We start from the raw sequence: 20,960 nt of genomic DNA on the forward strand, positions 1-20,960 counted from the left end.
GGACACACTGTTAGATAGCTGCAAAGCGTACAACTGAAATTAAGGGATTCTATTTCATGCCTATTTCAAAAAAACATTTATTACTTACGTCACTTTTTCCCATGCTTTCTGTCGGTGGCGTTGTTGCACAAGAAACCAGTGACATCGAAACCTTGGAAACCACGGTAGTAAAAGCGGCGTCAGAAGAGTTAAAGCAAGCGCCTGGTGTGTCGGTTATTACTACGGAAGATATGAAACGTCGACCCATTACCAATGATATCGCTGAACTGGTACGCACCATGCCAGGTGTAAACCTAACCGGTAACTCAAGCTCAGGCCAATATGGCAACAAACGTCAAATTGATTTACGTGGGATGGGGCCGGAAAACACGTTAATCCTGATTGATGGCAAGCCTGTTCTTTCGAGAAACTCGGTAAAAATGGGCCGCGCAGGAGAGCGAGATACACGCGGTGATAGCAACTGGGTACCAGCAGAGGCGATTGAGCGTATTGAAGTTATTCGTGGCCCTGCAGCAGCACGTTATGGCTCAGGCGCATCTGGTGGTGTGATTAATATTATTACCAAGGCACCAGAAACAAGTTCAGCGTCGATTACCCTACAAACAGAGCAACCTGAAAACTCAGATGAAGGGGCGAATAAGCGAGCGAATGTTGTATTAAGCGGTCCATTAAGTGAGCGCTTTTCACAGCGCACCGTTTTAAACTACAACAAGCAAGATGCCGACTCACCCGATTTAAACCGCGAAGACACAGTAGAAGGTTCTAATGTGGCTGCGGGTAGAGAAGGGGTAGAGAATATTGATTTGCGCTCTCTTGTGCGTTTTGAACAAGACGAGAGTAACGTTTGGGAACTCGAAGCTGCCTATAGTCGCCAGGGTAATATCTATTCGGGCGACAACGCATTTCAAGGTGTCGACCATACTGCAACGCAACTCTATATCGGTGAAGAAACCAATATCATGCGCCGTAAAACAGCAGCATTAACACACAAAGGTAACTTCTCCTTTGGTGATTCATTTAGTTACCTTCAATTTGAACAAACGGAAAATACCCGTTTAAGTGAAGGGGCAGCCGGTGGTGGCGATGGTGCCATTAATACCACAGAAGGCGAAATGAAAACCGTTATGTTGCGTAATATCACGGCAAAATCAGAGTGGAACTTACCGCTTCAGCTTGCAGGGCTTAACCAAACAATGACGATTGGTGCTGAATACCGTGGCGAACGTCTAGATGACAGTGTTTACAATCAGTCTTCGATTGCCGTTGTTGATTCAAGTGAAATCGAGGAAAACGTCGATGTAGAAGACCGCCCTTCGGTTACTACCGCAGATTTGGTTGGCGTGTATGTTGAAGACAACATTATGGTAAGCGAAGCCTTAACGGTGACGCCAGGCGTACGTTTTGATAACCACAGTGAAGCGGGCACTAATGTGTCACCGAGTTTAAACATTGCTTACAGTGCATCGTCTAACCTCACTTTTCAGGCGGGTATTAGCCGCGCGTTTAAAGCGCCTAACTTATACCAACTCAACCCTAACTATGTATATACCACACGCGGTAATGGTTGCCCTGTTGCTTACCCAAGTCAAGGTAGCGGGTGCTCAATTATTGGTAATCCAGATCTTGAGCATGAAACCTCGATCAACAAAGAATTGGGCGTGAATTACACCAATGATACGGGCTTAAACGCGGGTATTACCTATTTCCATAACGCTTACCACAACAAAATAGGAACAGGTAATCAGAGCCCTGTTTATATTTTAGACGGCACGCGTGGTGGTTACGTACAAGTCTTCAAATGGGCCAATATTCCTAAAGCCGTGGTAGAAGGTTTAGAAGCCAACTTGTCATTGAAACTCACCGATAGCATTGAGTGGTCTACCAATGCCACCGTGATGTTGGAATCAAAAGACAAAACCACCGGCGAGCCTTTGTCTATTGTTCCAGATTACACCATCAATTCACTGATCTCTTGGCAAGTTACGGACGATTGGGAAGTGGTGTTGAGTGGTCAACACTATGGCAAAACAGAAAGCCCAGAGTACAGCGCCACCTCGGGTGAAGAACTGGAAAATCCGAAAGACAGAGAGCCATACACCATCGTAAACCTGAATACGGTTTACGAATTAACCGACTCTCTGCAATTTACTTTCTCTGTGAAAAACCTGTTCGAAGAAAAGATTCGTCGAGAAGGTACGCAGACGAATGCAGGCGCAAATACGTATAACGAGCCTGGCCGAAGCTTCTTATTAGCGGCCACGTATCGCTTTTAAGTCGGTCTGTTTTAGACGTTTTAGCACCAATAGCACGAGCGTTGCTATTGGTGCTTGTGTCTTGTTAAAACGCTCATAATACGATGGATAGTAATGATGTATCGGTACTTAATGGCAGTAATACTGCCGCTAATGACAGCGCCCGTTTTTGCACAACAAAGCATAGATGAAATTGACACCCTGACTGAGCAATGGATAAAGCTTGAAAAACAAACGTATCAGTTAACTAATGAATGGCAAGAACAAGCACCGGCGATGCGTCAACGTATCCAGTTGTTAAAAGCAGAACAAGCTCAGCTAAAGGCAATTCTTGCACAAAGTTCAGATACACAAGGCGATGTAGAGCAGCAAAGAGACGCTTTATTGGCCCAGCAGAGTGAAATGGAAATTCAGCAAGAGAAGGTTAGTCGCACGTTAGCCAAAATCGTGGCGCAAGTCGATAGTTTGTACGACCAATTGCCAGCTCCTGTAAAGGTGCAGTGGGACGATGAACAAGCCCAACTTACTGAAGAGAATGACACTTCAACATTGATGCAAGTTGCGCTGGCCAAGCTGTCGAGTTTACAGAAATTTGACCAACAGCTCACTGTAAACGAGACCGTTATTACTACACCAGATGACAAAGAGGTGTTGGTGAAACAGTTTTACTTGGGTGCTGGTTACGCATGGTTTACCAATGCTGACGGGCGCTATCGCGGATATGGTAATCGAACATCGGGAACATGGCAGTGGACCTTTGACGAAAATATCGATTTTCAGGCGATTCAACAAGCCATTGCTATTTTTGAAAAGAAGCAAGAGCCGTCATTTGTTGAGCTACCTGTTGTTATTGCGACTCAATCAACAGGAACAGAATAATGAAGCGTTTTTTAATTGTTTTAGGGCTGTTGTTGCCATCGTTTTTACTTCATGCCGCCACGCCACAAGAGGCGCTATTGGCGAATATTAAGCAGGCGAAAGCAGAGTTAGCGCGTACTGAAAAAGCAATAACTAAAGAGCGTATTGCGTTAGGCAATACGTTGCGCACACTAGAGCAAAATGTGATCGCTTTGCGCAATGAAACCGCAGTTGCACGGCGAAAAATGGACGAGCGTACATTAGGGTTACAACAGCTCGAAGAGCGTTTGGCAACATGGCAAACACAGCAAGATTTTCAGCGTAACTTACTTGATCGATTCTTGCTGCAAAACGGGGCAGTGTATTCAACGTTAGAATCACTAACACTGAGCGAAAAAGTGAGCCAAGTGGGTGAATCTACCACATTAATACAGCAGCGCCTGCAACCCAAATGGCATGATCAATCATTGGTTTTACCTAACGGCGAGGTAACACAAGCGAGTACCTTGCGCATAGGGCCAGTGACCTGGTTTGTCGAACCTGATAAGCAGGTGAGCGGCTATGCGGGCAAGCAAAAAAACTTACTCGTTGCGGCTTCGGTTGACAGTGGTGAGCGGTATGAGCAGTTGCTTGAGTTAAAAAGCCAGCAGCAAGGTGATATTGCATTCGACCCAACACTTGGCCGAGCGATCACCAAAAGCGAGGTTAGCGAGTCGGTAATTGAACACGTTGTAAAAGGCGGCATTTGGGTGGTGCCTATTGTGTTATTTGCTTTCATCGCTACCGCAATAGGCTTGTATAAAGTCACTCAACTTTGGCGTTTGCCTGCCATTATCGCAGTAAACTCTTACAATCAGTTGCGCGCAACATTGAGTGCGAACGGGGCTAATGCTTTCAAAGGTATGCAAAAGCAATTACTCGATATTAGCCATAAAGCTGGGTCGTCGAGAGAGCGAGACGATGAGCTGTTTGTACAATTACAAGGCCAAAAATCTCAGTTAGATAAATGGATTAACACGGTAGCGATTACCGCTGCTGTTGCCCCCTTGCTCGGCTTACTGGGTACGGTTAGCGGCATGATAGAAACCTTCCGCATGATGACAGCCTTTGGTTCAAGTGATCCTGAAGTGATATCTGGCGGCATCGCGAAAGCGTTAGTGACCACAGAACTCGGTTTGGTGGTTGCCATTCCCGCGCTGATTTTAAATGCGGTGCTTTCGCGCAAAGCAAAATCGTACTACGAGAAACTGGAAAATTTCGCACTGTTGTTAAGCAATGACAATACCGAACAAGCGAGCAACGATGCCGAAATAGCCAAAGTAGAATCAGCCCAAAGTGCAGGGGCAACATCATGATCGAACAAGTACTGAGTAATTGGATTTGTTGGTTCATGCTCGTGGTAGCTTGGGTGGCTTATTGGCAAATTTTTACTCTTTTTGTTCATCGTAATCAGGTGATTGATAACGATGACACCTTCGCGGAACAAATAGAGAAAAAACAGTTCATGCCCAGTGTTTTAGTCAGTGCATTACCTTTAATGGGGTTACTGGGCACGATAGTCGGCTTGCAAGGCAGCTTTACAGGCATGATGACACAAGGCGTTGATAGTCAGGTTGTCAGTGCGGGGATCGCCGATGCGTTATTAACAACGCAAATGGGGCTAGTACTAGCTATACCCGGCTGGCTGGCATTAGCGATGGTGAAAGGTGCGGTTGCCCGCGCTTGGCAATTGAGAGCGGAGCATCAGCATGGCTAGCCGACTCAAGCGCCGTCTTGACGCGCAGCAAAATCAAACCATCGACATGTCGCCATTGCTCGACGTGGTCTTTATTCTGCTTATCTTTTTTATTGTCTCTACCGTGTTTGTCAAAGAAACCGGCGTAGAGGTTGACAAGCCACAAGCAATATCAGCACAAAAGCTCGACCAAATGGCGATATTGATTGCAATCACTCGTACCGGTGAGGTGGTATACGACGGCGCCAATATTGGTGTGAGTGGTGTGCGCTCTACGGTTGAGCAGTTGTTGCTTAAAGATGTCCGCCCGGTTGTTATTCAAGTGGATAAAGCGGTGCGAGCAGAGCAACTGGTGGAAGTGATAGATGAAGCCAAGCTTGCCGGGGCGAAAACGGTCAACATTGCCACGTTGAAAGCGTAGCGGAAGGATTCGAGGTCACTTGTGAAAAAATTAGCCGCACCTTTGTTCAGCTTCGTTTTATTGCTTTGTGCAATGGGCATTATGTGGCTTGGGCATTATTTAAGTTCGTTGTCTGGGCAAGAGCTAACAGTACGCACGTTGGATATTGCGGTTATTCCACCGCCGCCACCGCCACCGCAAAGTCAGCAAATAGAAGCGGATACAGAATTGACCTTACAAGTTGAAGGCGCTGGCGTTGAGCTTACTATGGCTGATCTCCACGTAGAGCCTGATGTACAGATTGCTCGCCCTGACATGCCTAATGTCACCGTTGACAATACTGAGTGGGAAATGCCAGAAGTCGATTGGGATGCCTATGGCCTCAGCGAACTTGACGGTAAGCCAACATTGCTCACGCCGGTAAAAATACGCTTCCCCAAAAAGTTAAAGCATCGAGGTATCGACCGCGTTGTTGTGAAACTCGATGTAATGATCGACGAACATGGCAATGTCAATCTTATTGATATTGTTGAAAACCCTTATCACGAATTACGGCAAGAAATTCTTCGATTTGTTAAGGGCAGCAAGTTTACCGCCCCTTATAAAGCGAATGAAGCAGTACGAGCACGCTTTATTTGGCCTGTAGTGATTGAGGCGTAATTAGGAATACACCATGACAAAACTAAAAATCATCTCGCGCAGCGTAGCAACCTTGTTTGCTATCGGGATCGCCTCTATTCACAGTGCTTATGCCAGTATATCGGTTTCATTAGAAGAGCCCGATTGGCATTTTGTGTTAAAGCAAGACTTTGGTCAGGGGCAGGGCAAGCGCGGTAAGGTTTCTCGCGAAGAAAGTAAATTCATCCACACGATTCAACCCTTGCTTAGTCAGGGCAATTATCAACAAGTGATCAGTGCATTTGACAGCGCCAATATAGAAAACCCCAGCGCTTCTTTGTTGGAGTTAAAAGGCCAGGTGTTGCTGAATCTGAAGCGATATCAAGAGGCAGAGAGCGTGCTGAACGCGTCGCTGAAAGCCATGCCAGGCTCAGCGGTAGCTCATCGCAGTTTGAGTATGGTGTATTTGCTCACTGATCGACTACCCGAGGCGCAAATTCATTTGGTGAAAAGCATAGAACTGGGCGCAATAGATGCTCAGTTATACGGTCAGCTCGCGTACGTAAATTTACAGCTTGGCAAGCCGGTGACGGCTATTAGTGCATACCAACATGCCATTATGCTTGAGCCTAAAAATCGTCAGTGGTATCAAGGGTTGTTGTTCGCTTATATTGAAAGTGACGCCTTACCACAAGCGGAAAATTTACTCAGTGAATTACTGCTTGAAGAGCCGAACAATCAACAATTGTGGCTACAAAGAGGGCAGTTGGCGTTAAAGCAAGCTAACTATGTAAAAGCGATCGCGAGTTTGGAAAGTGCACTCACACTGGGCGACGACAGTTTGTCGAACCTTATTTCGTTGGTCAAATTGCACATTACCGAAGGAAGCCAGCAGCGCGCAACCGATATTCTCTCCACCCATGTCAGTGCGTTTCTTTCCGATCAACAAGGCGAAGGTTTTGAAACAATCAGCCGTGTTGCCAACTACCTAAGCGCTAAGCAAGGGTGGCAATCACTGTCGGTATTACTCAAAGCCACGGCGACACAAACAGCTCAGTTGTCGAAAAACCAGCAAGCCCAATTGGATGTATTTAAAGCCAAATTAGCCTTAGCCAATAACCAGTCAACATCGGCGATGTCGTTATTGCAATCAGCAGTTGAACAATTGCCGAACAACGGCGAAGCATTGATGACGTTAGCGCAGTTATATCGCGACAACAAAAACAGTGAACGTGCCGCCATGTATTATTTGCGCGCAGAAACACTCGAAGGCTTTAAACCACAGGCCATGTTGGGGCGAGCTCAACTTGCCATTAATCAACGTCAATACCCTGAAGCCCTTACCTTGCTGCGCAAGGTGTATAAAGAAAACCCCGCGCGTACCGATTTGTTGTCCAACATTCAATCGTTGGAAAACTTAGTGCGCAATACACTGTAAACAATGAATATCGAATAATGAAAACCTCAACTGTGATTGCTCACCCCAAGACCTTGGTTACCCTGCGTACCCTTTGTGCCGTGTTAGGTGGCTATGCTGCATCTGCTGCCATTAGTTTGTTAATCAGTCATTTTTCTGGCCTTGAAGGCCGACAAAGTGAATCGCTCATACGACTTGTTTTTTTCGTTGCCTATTGCACGGTTATCCTTTGGTCTTTTGCGATCAATTCCCACCGAAAAGCCTTTACGCACATGGCGATATTAAATGTCACGACATGGGCCGGTTATTGGCTTTTAGCAGGAGGTGAAGCATGACGGGTTCATTAAGACAGTCGATGACGTGGCTCCACACTTGGAGCAGTATTACTGCTGGTTGGCTGCTTTTTGCCATATTTTTAACCGGCACTTTGTCGTTTTTTCGCAACGAAATTACCTATTGGATGCAACCTGAGTTGCATCAAAGTCAACCGGCTGAAAATACCATTGAAGTGGCATACGATTACTTAGTTCGCCATGCGCCACAAGCGGAGCAATGGCAGATAAGTTTGCCTGATTCGCGCAAAAATACGGTTGATCTTTCGTGGAATATACCCGGTGAACAAGTAGAGCGCAGGCGTGGGCCTCGGGCGCAATTAGACGCGACAACGGGCGAGGTATTGACCGCAAGGCAAACCGCCGGCGGCAACTTTTTGTACCGTTTTCATTTTGAGTTGTACGGTATGCCTCGTGACGTGGCACGTTGGCTAGTTGGTATTGTTAGCATGATGATGTTTGTGGGCATCATCAGTGGCGTGATTATGCACAGAAAGATATTCGCCGACTTCTTTATGTTCCGACCCAAGAAAAAGCTCTTATCGTGGATCGATGGCCATGCCATCAGTGCAGTGTTAGCACTGCCATTTCACATCATGATCACTTTTTCAGGCTTAATTTTATTGGGGAATACTTTATTGCCTTGGAATGGTGAAGGACATTTTGGCGGTGGCGGAGGCCCAAATAGAGATCGTGGGGGGGCACGCCCTGCTGTGGTGGCCAAGGTGGTAGATAAATCCTTTGAGCCACAACCGCCTTTTGATGCCATGTTCACACAATTTGAGTCTGAGTTTGGGGTACCGGTAGACACCGTACGCATCGCCAAACCGGGCACGGATAAAGTGCAATACACCATTGGTGGCGGCAATCGCACTGAACTCAGTGCTGGTCGTGGCGGTGAAACGTCGGTTGTATTTAACCAAAATGGCGAGCAAGTAAAGCAAAATCCAGCCAATACCGAAAGTAATGCTGCACAAGCCGTTTACAACTATTTGGATATGTTGCATCAGGCGAGATTTGCTGATGTAACAACCCGATGGCTGCTCTTTTTTGCGGGTTTATTGGGCACAATCATGGTGGGAACCGGTTCGATATTGTGGGCGGTTAAGCGCAGTAAAAAACAAATGGGGCAAAAGGGCTATGAGCTTATTCGAGGCTTAAATATTGGTACGATTGGCGGATTAATGACCGCCTGCGGTGCGTATTTTTGGGCGAATCGTTTGTTACCTGCTGAACTCTCTACGCGTTCTAATTGGGAGATTTCGAGCTTTTTCATCGTTTGGGCGATCACCATTGTGGCTGGTTTAATTTGGCGTGATCGCAAAGGCTGGAAAGTGCAACTGATAATAGGTGGTGTGTTGTTCACTCTGTTACCCCTATTAGATTCTGTTACTTCGTCAACCTCTTTGATTACCGCAATCATGCATGCCGATTGGTTGCGTTTAGGATTTGATCTTTGCGCCTTACTGATCGCGGCCACAATTTGGGCCAGTGTCTATTATCTATCTGTACAAAAGAAAGGGCGAAAAAGACAACCCCAACCCAGAACCAGACCTGTGCAAGGTGTGAGGAGTGAAGCATCATGATCAGTTTAATTATACTCGCGTTGCTGTGCGCCATATTGGGGTTCACTTTGTTTTCGCTAGCCAATAAAAAGCACTATGCCGTTGCGTTTACCGACGCGGAGCCAAGCACAGCGTGCCAAGTTGTTTTACACATAGTCGGATGGATGTTTCTGGTTATCGCATTGACACTTTGCGTAAAGTTATGGAGCGGTGAAATCGGTACCACGGTGTGGGTGGGTATGTTGCAACTCTCAAGTGTGTTGGTGTCGGTGGCACTTACGTATGCGCCGCGTATTTATCGTGGCATATGTCGTTATGGCATGGTCGGCATTATATGGGCCCGACATTCGTGATGCTATTCACTCGTCGTGCCTTTTTCTTTCCTCGTTATATCGCAGCCTGATTGCTAATCAGAACACGCTTTTTCCGCATGCCGTAAGAGTGGCGATGTGCAGTAGAAATTGTACAGAGCACGACGCAATGTCATGCCAAGAATATGAAGGCGTTATAGATTTAACTAATGGCATATTGCTATTTGCTAATCACTGGTAAGACGCTCGTTGTGACAAAATAAAACGTATATTTAGTAGTAAGTAAAACACATGATAAAACCTACTTGGATAAGAACATTTAGAGCATTGGTCGAAGTGAAAAACTTCACTCGTGTCGCCAATAAGCTTGATATTACCCAAGCCGCGGTGAGCCAGCATATTCAATTGTTGGAAAAAGAGCTAGGCCCTTTGGTGATAAGGACAAAGCGCGGTATCGAGCTTATGCCAAAAGGAAAGGCTTTTCTAGAGTATTGTCTGGAAGTTGAGGGGGCGGATAAACGGTTAGAGAATCGCCTTAACGAGTTTGATAACACGTCGGGTAATGTCAGTGTTATTTGTCCAGGTAGTTTGGGTTTGCGGATAAACCCTTTGCTATTGAATTTTCAACAGCAAAACGAAAACATTTATATACACAATCGCTTTGCACCCGACAACGAGGTGATCGACCAGGTGCTCGCTAATCATTATGAAATTGGCTTTGTGGCTAACCGACCTGATGAGAGCCGCCTGAACATTGAGCCTTTTACGCAGGAAGGGTTAGAGCTGGTTGTGCCCGCGGATGCAGACGTGCATGATTGGGCAGATCTAATGCAGTTGGGGTTTATTGACCATCCTGATGGGCAATCTATGGCGTCTAGGGTGCTGAGTCGTTTGTACCCGAATGAGTTTTCGCTTTCTGCCGTTAAGCGCACGGGGTTTAGCAACCAAATTAGCCTCATTTTAGAGCCGGTTTCTCGCGGGTTTGGTTTTACCGTTTTGCCGAGTTACGCGCGTCAGGCGTTTGCAAAACAAGATAGAATTAAAGTGATTAATACCGGAGAAACCTACAAAGAGCAATTGTGGCTGATCTATCGCAATGAGTGGCCTCTCTCAGGTAAAGCCTTGAATGTGATAGAATACCTGCGAGCAAGTTTAGCGAATTAACATACTGAGGGTGCCAGTAACGCTTTGTTACAATTACAGGGAATGAATAAAAAGAGAAGGCTCTAGCCTTGCTAGGTTTCGTCGTCGTGCACTGATATATTGTTGGAAACGACAATCAATAAGAAAACGATGAAAAAATCCAGTTTACTCTCATTAATCCCATTAGCGGCAGCGACAAGCTTGATCGCTGCATGTTCTCAACCTGAAACGTCCTCTAATGTCTCATCGGCTCCTGTAGCCGCGCAGCAAGGTTTTGCTGTGAACTATGAAAAGTTTACCCTTGATAATGGCCTAGAAGTAGTGTTTCACAAGGATACTTCTGATCCTGTCACTGCGGTGGCGTTGACCTTCCATGTGGGGTCGGCGCGGGAAATTGAAGGCCGTACCGGCTTTGCTCATTTATTTGAACATTTACTCTTTCTTGAATCAGAAAACTTAGGTAAAGGCGGGCTAGATAAAATGAGTTCGCGCATTGGTGGTTCTGGCGCTAATGGCTCAACCAGTCGCGATCGTACCAACTATTTTCAAACTGTACCTAATGACGCACTAGAAAAGATGATTTGGGCAGAAGCGGATAAGCTGGGGTTTTTTATCAATACAGTAACCGACGCGGTATTAGCCAAAGAAAAACAAGTGGTCAAAAACGAAAAGCGCCAAAGTGTCGATAATCGTCCTTATGGTCACGCCAACTATGTGGTGGGTAAGAACATGTACCCAGCTGACCACCCTTATAACTGGCAGGTGATAGGCTCTTTAGAAGACCTGCAAAATGCCACTTTGCAAGACGTGAAAGACTTTTACAACAAATGGTATGTGCCTAATAACGCCACGTTGGTGATTGCCGGTGACTTTGATTTTGCGCAAGCGAAAACGTGGGTACATAAATATTTTGACGATATTCCTCGTGGTGATGACATTGCACCGCTAGCAGATCGACCCGCTAAGCTGACAAAAACCATTAAGCGATACTACGAAGACAACTTCGCACAATTACCAGAATTGCGTTTAGTGTGGCCAGGCGTTGATCTTTATCACGACGATGCCTATGCATTAAACATCTTGATGGCACTGCTATCTGAAGGGAAAACAGCGCCTTTAAACAAGGTATTAGTAGAAGATAAAGAATTGTCTGCTAACGTTTACATGTATAGCAGTAATTCGGAAATTGCAGGTGAAGTAACCTTTATTACCCGCGCATACCCTGGCACCGACCTCGATGATGTAAAAGCGGCAGTCGATTCGGCATTTCTGCAGTTTGAGCAGAATGGGATTAGCGATGACGATCTTACTCGAATAAAAGCAGGGCTTGAAACAGAGTTTTATGATGGGTTGTCGAGCGTCTTGGGCAAGGCTTTTCAATTGGCTCAATACAATATTTTTGCCCATGATCCTGGGTACATTAACCAAGACTTGCAAAAATCACTCGCGGTGACCAAACAAGACGTCATGCGTGTGTACAACAAATACATTAAGGGCCAGCCTTTTATTGCGACTAGCTTTGTACCTAAATCTCAAGTGAATTTGGCGTTAGAAGGGGCGAAACCGGCCACAGTTGTAGAAGAAAAGATTGTGGCCAATGCCGAGGGTGAGGCATTTTCTTTGCCTGAAGAGAGTAGCTATACACGCACTGAATCCAGTTTCGACCGCAGTGTTGAACCAGCTTACGGTGAGATGCCAACGCCAGCCGTTCCCGATGTATGGCAAGCTCATCTCGACAATGGCTTAGGTATCTACGGTATTGTTAACACTGAACTGCCTTTGGTCGAGTTTGCACTGAGCTTACAAGGCGGGGCAATGGTGGAAAGCCCTGACAAAGTGGGCGTGTCGAGTTTATTAGCGACCATGCTTGAAAAGGGCACAGCCAACAAAACCCCAGAAGAATTAGAGAAAGCCATAGACCTGCTGGGTGCTGAGATAACGGTTTCGGCTGACCGACAGTCTTTGATGATTAGTGGTACCACGTTGGCTAAAAACTATGACGCCACTTTGGCTCTAGTGAAAGAAATGCTGTTGTCACCGCGTTGGGACCAGCGCGAATTTGCTCTGGCTAAGCAAAGTACGTTAAGTGTAATTGCCCAGCAAAGTGCGAACCCCAACAGTATTGCCGACAATGAATACTATGCGCTACTTTACGGCAAAGGGCATATTTTGTCGTTTAACCCAATGGGAACTGAAGCGTCAGTTGAAGCCATTACGCTTGATGATCTCAAGGATTATTACGAGACTTATGTGTCGCCTTCAGTGGCTGACTTTCACGTTGTTGGCGCAGTGAATACCAAAACTGTTATTAATTCCTTGTTGCCTTTGGTCGCTGACTGGCCGGCGCACGAAGTAACGATCCCTTCTTTTACGCCGCCAGCCAGACCAGAAAAATCTACAGTGTATTTTTATGACGTGCCGGGGGCGAAGCAATCGGTGCTGCGGTTTGGTTATCTAGCGATGCCGGAAACCGATCCAGATTTCTATCCGGCAACAGTGATGAACTACAAATTGGGGGGAGGAAGTTTTGCCTCTCGATTAACCCAAGAATTGCGCGAAGGAAAGGGTTACACCTACGGCATTTATTCGCGCTTTAGCGGCTCTGATTTGGCTGGCCCATTCACTATTTCAAGTGGTGTGAGAACCAATGTTACGTATGAATCGGCGGCGCTAGTGAAATCTATCCTCACAGATTATCCCGCGACTTTCAGCGAGCAAGACTTACTTAACACCCAGAGTTATTTCTTAAAGAGTGCGGCACGTCAATTTGAAACCTCTGGAGCAAAATTGACCATGCTTGAGAAAATCAGTCAGTATGGCTGGGATGCGGACTACGTGAGAAAGCGCCAGAATGTCGTGCAGGAAATTACCCAGCATGATGTGCAGCAACTCGCGGCAAAGTATGCCGACCCAAATCACATGATATGGTTAGTGGTTGGTGATGCAGAAACACAACTCGCAGGGCTAGAAAAGCTCGGTTTTGGAAAGCCAGTGCTTTTAAACCCAAGTAACTAAAACCGAATTAATCGCATAAACAAAAAAGGAGGCGACTGCCTCCTTTTTACGTTTTGAATGGGGAACGCTGAAAACCTAGTTAATTGGGTCTGGGTTTGCTGGCGATGGCGCACCATTTGGTGAAGCATTTGCGCTTGATGAACGGCTAGCCAATTGTGTTGCCATTTCCCTCAGGTCGTTTTCGAGTTTACCGATACGGCCGGAAAGGGCGAGGTTGCGTTGTTCCAACACTGCCAGTTTATCCGACAAGTTTTTATCTGAACGCTCAAGTGCTGCTTTATCCGCTGCGGCCTGTTCTAGTTGTACGTTAAGAGCAAGCATTTCGTCAGCGATGCTGTCTAGACGAGAGGTAATAGCAGCAATTTGGGTTTTTTGTCCATCGGTGTTGCGAGAAACTTGCGCGATAGATTCAGACAAATCGCCTTGTACTGATTTGAGCTTTTCGCCTAAATCGGCAATTTCTTTTTGGTTGCGGCGCCATGCAGAAGCCCATAGCTTGTCCATTTGTTCCCACAACTCATTGGTTTTGTTGGATAACTCGGTCACTTTTACCTGTAGTGCCACCGTTGATTCACCAATTTCTTCACCGGTAGCCGATAACTTGCTTTCTAGCTGGGCAATACGTTGGTCAGCTTGTGCAACCTCTTTCACCTGCAATTGCAATTGGGTATATAGGTAATAACAACCACCGCTTGCTGCGAGTGCTATCAAGGCTACCAAAAATATCCAAACACCATTTCCACCGCTTTTGCTCGGTGTCGATGAATCAGGTACGGGTGTACCGGTAGTCGATGTTGGTTTGGCTTGAGGTTGTTTTTTTTGTTGGTAGGCACGACGATCTTCATCATCCAAGCGAATGGTTGGGAAATCATCGTTGCGTTTATCAATTGCCATATACCCTCTTAATGACTATAGATTTGTATGATAGTTTTCTCGTTCTTACGCGATGTTATCGTTATTCTTGATGCAATACCATGCCTGACGCTAATTTGCTTGCATTTCCCATGACATTAATGGGTATTCGGGCAAGATAAGCGGTGCGTCTGCTTGGTATTGGTACAAGTTGACTAAATCTTTTTGCAAATGATAACGGTAACTGCGTACTTCATCCCAAACTGCATCTAAAGTGGGTTGTGCTTGGCCCGCTTTTTCGCGTTCAAGCATTGGCCCTAATAGTTGATAAGCCCGATATAACCGCATAGTCTGTTGCTTTTCAAATTCGCTCACAGTTAGTCTTTGCGTTTCAGGTACATTGACCACAAACCAGTGGCGTTGGTTTCGCATGAGGCTGAGATATTTATTTAACGCTGGCATTGATTCACTATGAGCGCTTTGCCAACGTTGTACTGAGTCGCGATTAACCACCATTTGGCTAACGGGGTCGACAATCAGTAACGACGGCGTACCAAAATAGGCGGGATGATGAATTTGGCTTAGTTCTTGGGTGAGGCCAGTAAGCCACTGGGCATTTATTTTGTACACAACGTAGCCCTCACTGAGTGTTTTCTTCACGCGGGGCGAAGAAAAATAATCGGCAAGGGCAAGTGAATCGTGGCACCAACCCGCACCGACCAAGACCAATAATAATTTGTCTTGAGTTTGGGCCAACTTCATGGCCTCTGAGAGCGTAGGAGGTTGGGAATCACTGGGCTTATAAAATTGCGCTAATTTTTCATCGGATGTGGCGTTCACTGCGCTGCTCCATAGTGTCGCCAAGAAAAGGAGAGCGAAGAATTTTATTTTTATTGGCATAGTTCCGTTCCCTGAATGACAGAAAGAAGCAAGCTGTATTTAGCCAGCTTCTTTCTGTTTATTCAAGTATTTAGCGCATTGTGTGCTTGCTCAGTCACCACCAATCCATTCAACGCGATAGAGGTCGCGGCGTCGGTCGAGATAATTTCTCACAGACCCTTCGTTTTGCAGTTTGGTTAACTTGTCGAGGTCGAGGTCGACAATCAAGGTCATTTCGGTGTTAGGCGTGGTCTCAGACACAATGGCATCGTGAGGGAAGGCAAAATCAGAGGGAGAAAACACCGCCGTTTGACCATATTGAATATCTACATTGTCTACTTTGGGGAGGTTACCAACACTACCGGCAATGGCCACATAGCATTCGTTTTCTATCGCCCTGGCTTGCGCACATCGACGAACGCGCAAATAGCCATTCTTGGTGTCGGTCCAGAAGGGCACAAACAATATCTGCATTTCTTGTTCTGACAACACACGAGCTAACTCTGGAAATTCGACATCGTAACAAATGAGCACGCCAATTTTACCAAAATCAGTGTCAAAGCAGCGCAGATGATTCCCGCCTTTCATGATCCAGTCAGTCTTTTCGTGAGGCGTAGGGTGCAGTTTATATTGGCTTTCAATTGTCCCGTCTCTACGACAGATATAGCTGACGTTGTATAATTCTTCTTCCTCGATCACTGGCATCGACCCACCAATGATGGTGATATTGTACGATACAGCGAGATGCGACATCGCAGTCAATATTTCGTCTGTGTATTGGGCTAGATGCCAAATGGCATCAATTGAGGACTCTGTTGGGCAAAGGCCCATTAGCGGGGCGTTAAAAAACTCTGGGAAAAGCGCTACATCGCAGTTGTAGTCTGACAAGGCGTCTACGAAGTACTCTACCTGCTGAAGCAACTCTTCTACGTTTTCAAAATAACGCATTTGCCACTGCACGCAACCAATTCTTGCGTTGCTCTTGCGCGCGTTAATAAAACTTGGGGTTCCGGGTTCGTAGTAAATATTGTGCCATTGCAATAAAGTTGCATAACCTTTTGATGCTTTGTCTTCCGGCAGGTAAGCCGTCATCACTTGTTTTACTTCAAACCCATTCGACAATTGAAATGTCAGGATCGGGTCGTAAATATCTTTGTTTTTGACTTGTTCAATGTATTCATAGGGGCTGATATCGTCAGCATACTTACTGTAATTCGGGATGCGGCCACCCGCCATTATCGATTTGAGGTTGAGGTTGCGGCACAGTTCCTTGCGTGCTTCATAGAGCCGACGTCCAAGGCGTAAACCACGGTACTCGGGGCATACGATAACCTCAACACCATAAAGCACATCGCCGTTTGGATCATGAGTGGTAAGGTAGGCATCGCCAGTAATCTCATCGTAGCTGTGCTTGTCGCCAAATTTGTCGTAATCAACGATGACCGAAATTGCGAAAGCAACCACTTTCCCTTTGTCTTCAATACAAATTTGCCCATCGGGAAATGTGTTTATTTGTGCTTTGTAATTTTTATAGGGCCAAGCGCCACCCACATTGGCATACACTTTATCCATCAACTCTTTTACGTCTTGATAGTCGTCGAGTGTTAAATGGCGCAGCTCTAGGTGATGTTCTGTTTCTTCCGTATACGTCTCTTGGCTCATATATGTCCTCTTGGGTACGATTACACAAACATTCTATTTGTCTATCATGATTGAAGTTCTGTGTTGTGTATACCTATTCATCAACGGCTTAGATCGTTTTGTTGGTTTTACGTCCGATGCAAGTAGGGCGTTACCAAGGATAATGCGCGCTGAAAATCGAATACTGAAATTGCATCAACAAAAGCAATCAACTCGTGTTCTGGCATCATTGCCGACAGCAGTTGCTGGCATTGGTCGATATCGTCTTCATTAAAATACTGGTAACGTTCAAGTGCGTTAACCAATTCGTCGAGTGAAAGCGTGTTGGTACTACGCTCACTTTTGATGATATCGGGCGTCGCGTCGATTGCTGCAATCGTATTGTTTACCCCAGCCAACAAACTGTCTAATCGCTCAAACACGGTATGAATGTGCTCGTTTTGAATGATTTCCATCTGTTCATACATGGCACAAGTCGCACTTAGCTCTTCGTCGCCTACAGTCATCGACAGCCCTTTAAGAGAGTGCATAAATCGGTGACGACTGCTTTGGTCTCGTTCGCAAACTTCGTCGCCGGTCAAGCCGTTGTATTGCACAGCGAAGCTTTTCAATACGCCAATAAAGGTGGTCACGTCTCCATCTAAACGCTTTAACGCATCGTGCGTATTGGCGCCGTGTATATTTTCATGAATGATATGGATACGCCGTTGTAATTGAACGGTAACAGGTGTTTCCGGTTTTTCTTCATATTCGATTACCGCGTATTCAGGCAAATAGGTTTGTAAGGTATTGATGAGCTTGTGATAGTCAACAGGCTTGGGAATGTGGCCATTCATACCGCACTCTTTTACTCTGGTAATGGCGTCTGGCGTTGTAGCCGCAGACATGGCGACGATGGGGATAGTCTTGCCCGATGTCAGTTGACGAATGGCTCGTGTGGCGGCAAATCCATCCATAACAGGCATTTGTAAATCCATCAAAATGATATCGATAGGCGCGCGTTTGAATATGTCGATAGCCATATCACCATCAGAGGCAATAAGCGGGGTAATACCGCATTTTTGTAACATTTCTGTGGCGACAAATTGGTTGGTCGGGTTGTCTTCCACCAGCAGAACTCGGCAGTTTTCAAACTTAATTTGATGTGAAGGCAGATTGTCGGTTTTGACGTTTTGACCGAGCACTTCCATCAGCGCCTTGTCGATGTCGGACGGCACATAAGGCGTAATTAAACGTACTATCTTATCCAACTGTTGTGCTGGCTCACAATCCGCTTTAAATCCATGACGGGTGATCAGGATAACGCCCTGTTTAATTTGCTTATTGTCACACATTTTTTTGCAACGCTGTTCAAGCATGCCGGCGAGGCTTTCGTGTTCTTCACTGATGTCTAAAATCAACACGTCGGCACGTATTGATTCCATTGAATCCATACTCGGGTCGAACGTTGATTGGACAATGTCGGCGTTTGGCTGATGATTAAAATAATGCGCTAAAGTGGCAACATCTGTTTGATGAGTGGCGATATGAATGCGCAAATTAGTGATGTCGGGCCGTAATACACGTTTGTTCGGAGCGCAGGCTTGTAATGGCAGCGTTAAGGTAAAAGTGCTCCCCACATCGGGTTCACTGGTGACAGAAATTTCACCTCCCAGTAGTGAGGTGAGTCGCTTACAAATGGATAATCCCAAGCCGGTGCCACCGAATCTGCGGTCGATAGAGCTATCGGCTTGAGTAAAAGATTCAAATAATTGTTCAAGCATGTCAGGTTTAATGCCAATACCGGTATCTACAATATCGCATTTTACTGTGTAGAGGTTGGCGTCGCTTTGCTGCGAGGCTCGCAACCGCACCAATACGTTCCCCGATTGTGTGAACTTAATGGCGTTACCAATTAAGTTATTTAATATCTGCCCAATTCTCACGCTGTCTCCAAGGAAAAAACGTGGAGTATCAGGGGTTATATCGGTATAGAGGTGGAGCTTTTTGTCCCGCGCATTGACGGAAAATAGTCGAAAGCTGTCGGATACCGTTTGATATAAATCGAATGGCTCGGTGAGCACCACCATTTTTCCCGCTTCGAGTTTTGAGTAGTCGAGCACGTCGTTGAGCAATTGTAAAAGCAAGCGAGAGGAGGCGTGTACCTCTGCTAAATAGTTGCGTTGTTGATGGCCAAGATCCATGTCTCTTAGCAACTGAGTGAGGCCAAGAATGGCGTTCATTGGGGTGCGGATTTCATGGCTCATGTTGGCTAAAAATTCGCTTTTAGCGGTGTTTGCCTTTTCCGCTTTGTCTTTGAGTTCCAACAAGTTGTTTTGCATGTTTTTTAATGGCGTGATGTCTAAGAAACTGCCCATCAGCAAAGACATTTTATCTCTGTCTGTCCAGTCGAAACCCACATGCCGAGCCAACAGCCAAATCCAGTGTCCATTGGCGTGCTTAAAACGATACTCAAGTGTGAAAATATGGGCCTGATTATTTGGTCGCATTAGCTGGCGATAGTGACGCATCAACCGGCGTCTGTCCTCAGGGTGAACTAATTGGATAAGCCCGGTAAATTTGGCTTTTTGTAATTGAGCCTGAGAATAACCGGTAATGTCGGTATAACGCTCGTTGATGTATTGGTTTTGACGCCGGTTCATATTAAAAACGAATACACCGGCAATGGATGCATTGAGCGCTCTCTCGATGAGTTTTTCTTTTTGCCGTAGCGCAATGTCAGCGTGTTTTTTCTGAGTAATGTCGTTAAACACTAAAATTAAGCGTCCCGGATTAGACTGAAACCCGCTGATTTCAAACACCCGCGCCTGACCGTGAACGATAAAAGTAATTTCCCGGCTCTCAAAGGTTTTACCTTCAATGGCAGTTTCGATGTACTGGTTGAGTTCAGAGGGTTGCGACACCATGGGGAATATCTCTTTAATCGAGCGCCCAATAATGCCGCCTTGTGATTTTTTGTCATATCCCAGCATTCTGTCTGCCGCTTGATTACTTTGGGTAAGCCGCAGCATGCTGTCGGTATGTTCAAAAATATGCAGCCCAAAGGGAAATGACGCGATAATTTGCTGGGTGGCATTTTCACTTGCCTGACGAGCGGCTTCTATCCTCAGACGTTCAGATATATCTTGCAAAGACACAAACACCATAGGTTCTTTGTGATAGGTGGTGTGTGTGAGGCGCACTTCAATTGGTATTTTAATGCCTCGCTTTGAAATTCCATACACCACGCGGTCTTCAGCCATGTTGCGATTGTCTTCTTCACGCATAAAGCCAGAGACAAGTTCAGTGTGCTTGTCTCGAACAGATTGCTCCACCAGACTGTTAATGTGTTTCCCTTCTAATTCGGTGGCGTCGCGGTAATGGAAAATCCGACAAACTGCTTTATTGGCCACTTCAATGAGACCGCTCTTGTTCACCACAATAATGCCGACGTGTGCACTGTCTGTCGATTCTCTGAGAATGGCGTCTTGTTCCCGCTGGCTTTCCACTTTTAAGCGTTCGAGTTTTTCCTGGTTCGCATTTTCAAATGCTTGAGTTAGCTGGTCGGTAGTGGGGATTTTCAGCGCAGCCGGCATTGACTTAAACACCTGATAAGCGGTGATACAAGAAATGATCGCGGTGGCAAACTTCGTCAAGCCATGAATACCATAGGTGCCGTGCCAAATAACGATAATGCCCACAATGTGGGTAATGCCACAAAGCAAAATAAATGCGGAGAAAAGCAAGGCAACGCCGCGAAACTGAATGTCTTTTCTCTTTTTTACGAAGTAATAAATCGCGATAGGAATAGAAAAATAGGAAACGGCGATGAGGAGGTCAGACACCACATTGAGCCATAGTATTTCCGGTTTCCACCAGTAACAATGTCCATGTGGCATATAGTCAGTACGAAATAATGACCCAAGTATATTTTCCATAATCGTCAATATAAGCTAGCTTTAA

16 protein-coding genes are annotated in these 20,960 nt (G+C 45.9%); 12 read left to right on the plus strand and 4 right to left on the minus strand.

The features are described from left to right. The first annotated feature begins 56 nt into the window (after nucleotides 1-56). The 12 genes from ACXAH6_RS01505 (at nucleotide 57) to ACXAH6_RS01560 (ending at nucleotide 13,646) form a co-directional block, all read left to right on the plus strand. Nucleotides 57-2,273, plus strand: coding sequence for a FepA family TonB-dependent siderophore receptor (locus ACXAH6_RS01505; protein ID WP_474874852.1), 2,217 nt, complete (start codon nucleotides 57-59; stop codon nucleotides 2,271-2,273). 111 nt (nucleotides 2,274-2,384) lie between these two features. Next, nucleotides 2,385-3,131, plus strand: coding sequence for a DUF3450 family protein (locus ACXAH6_RS01510; RefSeq protein WP_474874853.1), 747 nt, complete (start codon nucleotides 2,385-2,387; stop codon nucleotides 3,129-3,131). Further along, complete coding sequence (locus ACXAH6_RS01515) at nucleotides 3,131-4,465, plus strand: MotA/TolQ/ExbB proton channel family protein (RefSeq protein ID WP_474874854.1); 1,335 nt, start codon at nucleotides 3,131-3,133, stop codon at nucleotides 4,463-4,465. Before ACXAH6_RS01510 ends, ACXAH6_RS01515 begins: the two co-directional genes overlap by 1 nt. Next, nucleotides 4,462-4,866 (plus strand): MotA/TolQ/ExbB proton channel family protein, encoded by a 405-nt coding sequence (locus ACXAH6_RS01520; RefSeq protein ID WP_474874855.1) that lies wholly within the window; start codon nucleotides 4,462-4,464, stop codon nucleotides 4,864-4,866. Before ACXAH6_RS01515 ends, ACXAH6_RS01520 begins: the two co-directional genes overlap by 4 nt. Beyond that, on the plus strand, nucleotides 4,859-5,266 hold the full coding sequence (locus tag ACXAH6_RS01525; RefSeq protein WP_474874856.1) for an ExbD/TolR family protein: 408 nt from the start codon (nucleotides 4,859-4,861) through the stop codon (nucleotides 5,264-5,266). Before ACXAH6_RS01520 ends, ACXAH6_RS01525 begins: the two co-directional genes overlap by 8 nt. A gap of 21 nt (nucleotides 5,267-5,287) precedes the next feature. Beyond that, nucleotides 5,288-5,905: an energy transducer TonB gene (locus ACXAH6_RS01530; protein WP_474874857.1), complete on the plus strand. Its 618-nt coding sequence runs from the start codon at nucleotides 5,288-5,290 to the stop codon at nucleotides 5,903-5,905. Between the two features lie 13 nt (nucleotides 5,906-5,918). Beyond that, nucleotides 5,919-7,301: a tetratricopeptide repeat protein gene (locus ACXAH6_RS01535; RefSeq protein WP_474874858.1), complete on the plus strand. Its 1,383-nt coding sequence runs from the start codon at nucleotides 5,919-5,921 to the stop codon at nucleotides 7,299-7,301. Nucleotides 7,302-7,318: 17 nt separating this feature from the next. After that, nucleotides 7,319-7,615 carry a hypothetical protein gene (locus ACXAH6_RS01540; protein WP_474874859.1) on the plus strand — a complete coding sequence of 99 codons (297 nt, stop codon included), beginning with the start codon at nucleotides 7,319-7,321 and terminating at the stop codon, nucleotides 7,613-7,615. Next, a complete protein-coding gene (locus ACXAH6_RS01545; RefSeq protein WP_474874860.1) occupies nucleotides 7,612-9,198 on the plus strand; it encodes a PepSY-associated TM helix domain-containing protein in 1,587 nt (528 codons plus the stop codon). The genes ACXAH6_RS01540 and ACXAH6_RS01545 overlap by 4 nt, the downstream gene beginning before the upstream one ends. After that, entirely contained in the window at nucleotides 9,195-9,530 is a 336-nt protein-coding gene (locus ACXAH6_RS01550; RefSeq protein WP_474874861.1) for a DUF3325 domain-containing protein, read from the plus strand. Before ACXAH6_RS01545 ends, ACXAH6_RS01550 begins: the two co-directional genes overlap by 4 nt. 249 nt (nucleotides 9,531-9,779) lie before the next feature. Continuing rightward, the gene (locus ACXAH6_RS01555; RefSeq protein WP_474874862.1) at nucleotides 9,780-10,652 is read left to right on the plus strand and encodes a LysR family transcriptional regulator; all 873 of its coding nucleotides are present in this window, start codon (nucleotides 9,780-9,782) and stop codon (nucleotides 10,650-10,652) included. A gap of 129 nt (nucleotides 10,653-10,781) precedes the next feature. Continuing rightward, entirely contained in the window at nucleotides 10,782-13,646 is a 2,865-nt protein-coding gene (locus ACXAH6_RS01560) for a M16 family metallopeptidase (protein ID WP_474874863.1), read from the plus strand. A gap of 75 nt (nucleotides 13,647-13,721) precedes the next feature. Here ACXAH6_RS01560 and ACXAH6_RS01565 read toward each other — a convergent pair whose 3' ends face one another. The 4 genes from ACXAH6_RS01565 to ACXAH6_RS01580 all read right to left on the minus strand — a co-directional run bounded on the left by ACXAH6_RS01565 (nucleotide 13,722) and on the right by ACXAH6_RS01580 (nucleotide 20,935). Beyond that, a complete protein-coding gene (locus tag ACXAH6_RS01565; RefSeq protein WP_474874864.1) occupies nucleotides 13,722-14,540 on the minus strand; it encodes a hypothetical protein in 819 nt (272 codons plus the stop codon). A 90-nt stretch (nucleotides 14,541-14,630) separates the two neighbouring features. Next, nucleotides 14,631-15,338 carry a thioredoxin family protein gene (locus tag ACXAH6_RS01570; protein WP_474874865.1) on the minus strand — a complete coding sequence of 236 codons (708 nt, stop codon included), beginning with the start codon at nucleotides 15,336-15,338 and terminating at the stop codon, nucleotides 14,631-14,633. A gap of 150 nt (nucleotides 15,339-15,488) precedes the next feature. Continuing rightward, nucleotides 15,489-17,039, minus strand: a complete 1,551-nt coding sequence (locus ACXAH6_RS01575) for a GNAT family N-acetyltransferase (protein WP_474874866.1) — start codon at nucleotides 17,037-17,039, stop codon at nucleotides 15,489-15,491. A 107-nt stretch (nucleotides 17,040-17,146) separates the two neighbouring features. Beyond that, on the minus strand, nucleotides 17,147-20,935 hold the full coding sequence (locus ACXAH6_RS01580; protein WP_474874867.1) for a PAS domain S-box protein: 3,789 nt from the start codon (nucleotides 20,933-20,935) through the stop codon (nucleotides 17,147-17,149). Nucleotides 20,936-20,960 lie beyond the last annotated feature (25 nt).

The organism is Alteromonas sp. ABE4_545 (genome assembly GCF_056161325.1).

Bases quoted from the DNA above. Each gene is read 5' to 3' on its own strand.
- ACXAH6_RS01535 (WP_474874858.1), top strand. From the start codon at position 5,919: ATGACAAAACTAAAAATCATCTCGCGCAGCGTAGCAACCTTGTTTGCT.
- ACXAH6_RS01560 (WP_474874863.1), top strand. From the start codon at position 10,782: ATGAAAAAATCCAGTTTACTCTCATTAATCCCATTAGCGGCAGCGACA.
- ACXAH6_RS01575 (WP_474874866.1), bottom strand. From the start codon at position 17,039: ATGAGCCAAGAGACGTATACGGAAGAAACAGAACATCACCTAGAGCTG.
- ACXAH6_RS01550 (WP_474874861.1), top strand. From the start codon at position 9,195: ATGATCAGTTTAATTATACTCGCGTTGCTGTGCGCCATATTGGGGTTC.
- ACXAH6_RS01510 (WP_474874853.1), top strand. From the start codon at position 2,385: ATGGCAGTAATACTGCCGCTAATGACAGCGCCCGTTTTTGCACAACAA.
- ACXAH6_RS01525 (WP_474874856.1), top strand. From the start codon at position 4,859: ATGGCTAGCCGACTCAAGCGCCGTCTTGACGCGCAGCAAAATCAAACC.
- ACXAH6_RS01505 (WP_474874852.1), top strand. From the start codon at position 57: ATGCCTATTTCAAAAAAACATTTATTACTTACGTCACTTTTTCCCATG.
- ACXAH6_RS01565 (WP_474874864.1), bottom strand. From the start codon at position 14,540: ATGGCAATTGATAAACGCAACGATGATTTCCCAACCATTCGCTTGGAT.
- ACXAH6_RS01540 (WP_474874859.1), top strand. From the start codon at position 7,319: ATGAAAACCTCAACTGTGATTGCTCACCCCAAGACCTTGGTTACCCTG.
- ACXAH6_RS01520 (WP_474874855.1), top strand. From the start codon at position 4,462: ATGATCGAACAAGTACTGAGTAATTGGATTTGTTGGTTCATGCTCGTG.
- ACXAH6_RS01545 (WP_474874860.1), top strand. From the start codon at position 7,612: ATGACGGGTTCATTAAGACAGTCGATGACGTGGCTCCACACTTGGAGC.
- ACXAH6_RS01515 (WP_474874854.1), top strand. From the start codon at position 3,131: ATGAAGCGTTTTTTAATTGTTTTAGGGCTGTTGTTGCCATCGTTTTTA.
- ACXAH6_RS01555 (WP_474874862.1), top strand. From the start codon at position 9,780: ATGATAAAACCTACTTGGATAAGAACATTTAGAGCATTGGTCGAAGTG.
- ACXAH6_RS01580 (WP_474874867.1), bottom strand. From the start codon at position 20,935: ATGGAAAATATACTTGGGTCATTATTTCGTACTGACTATATGCCACAT.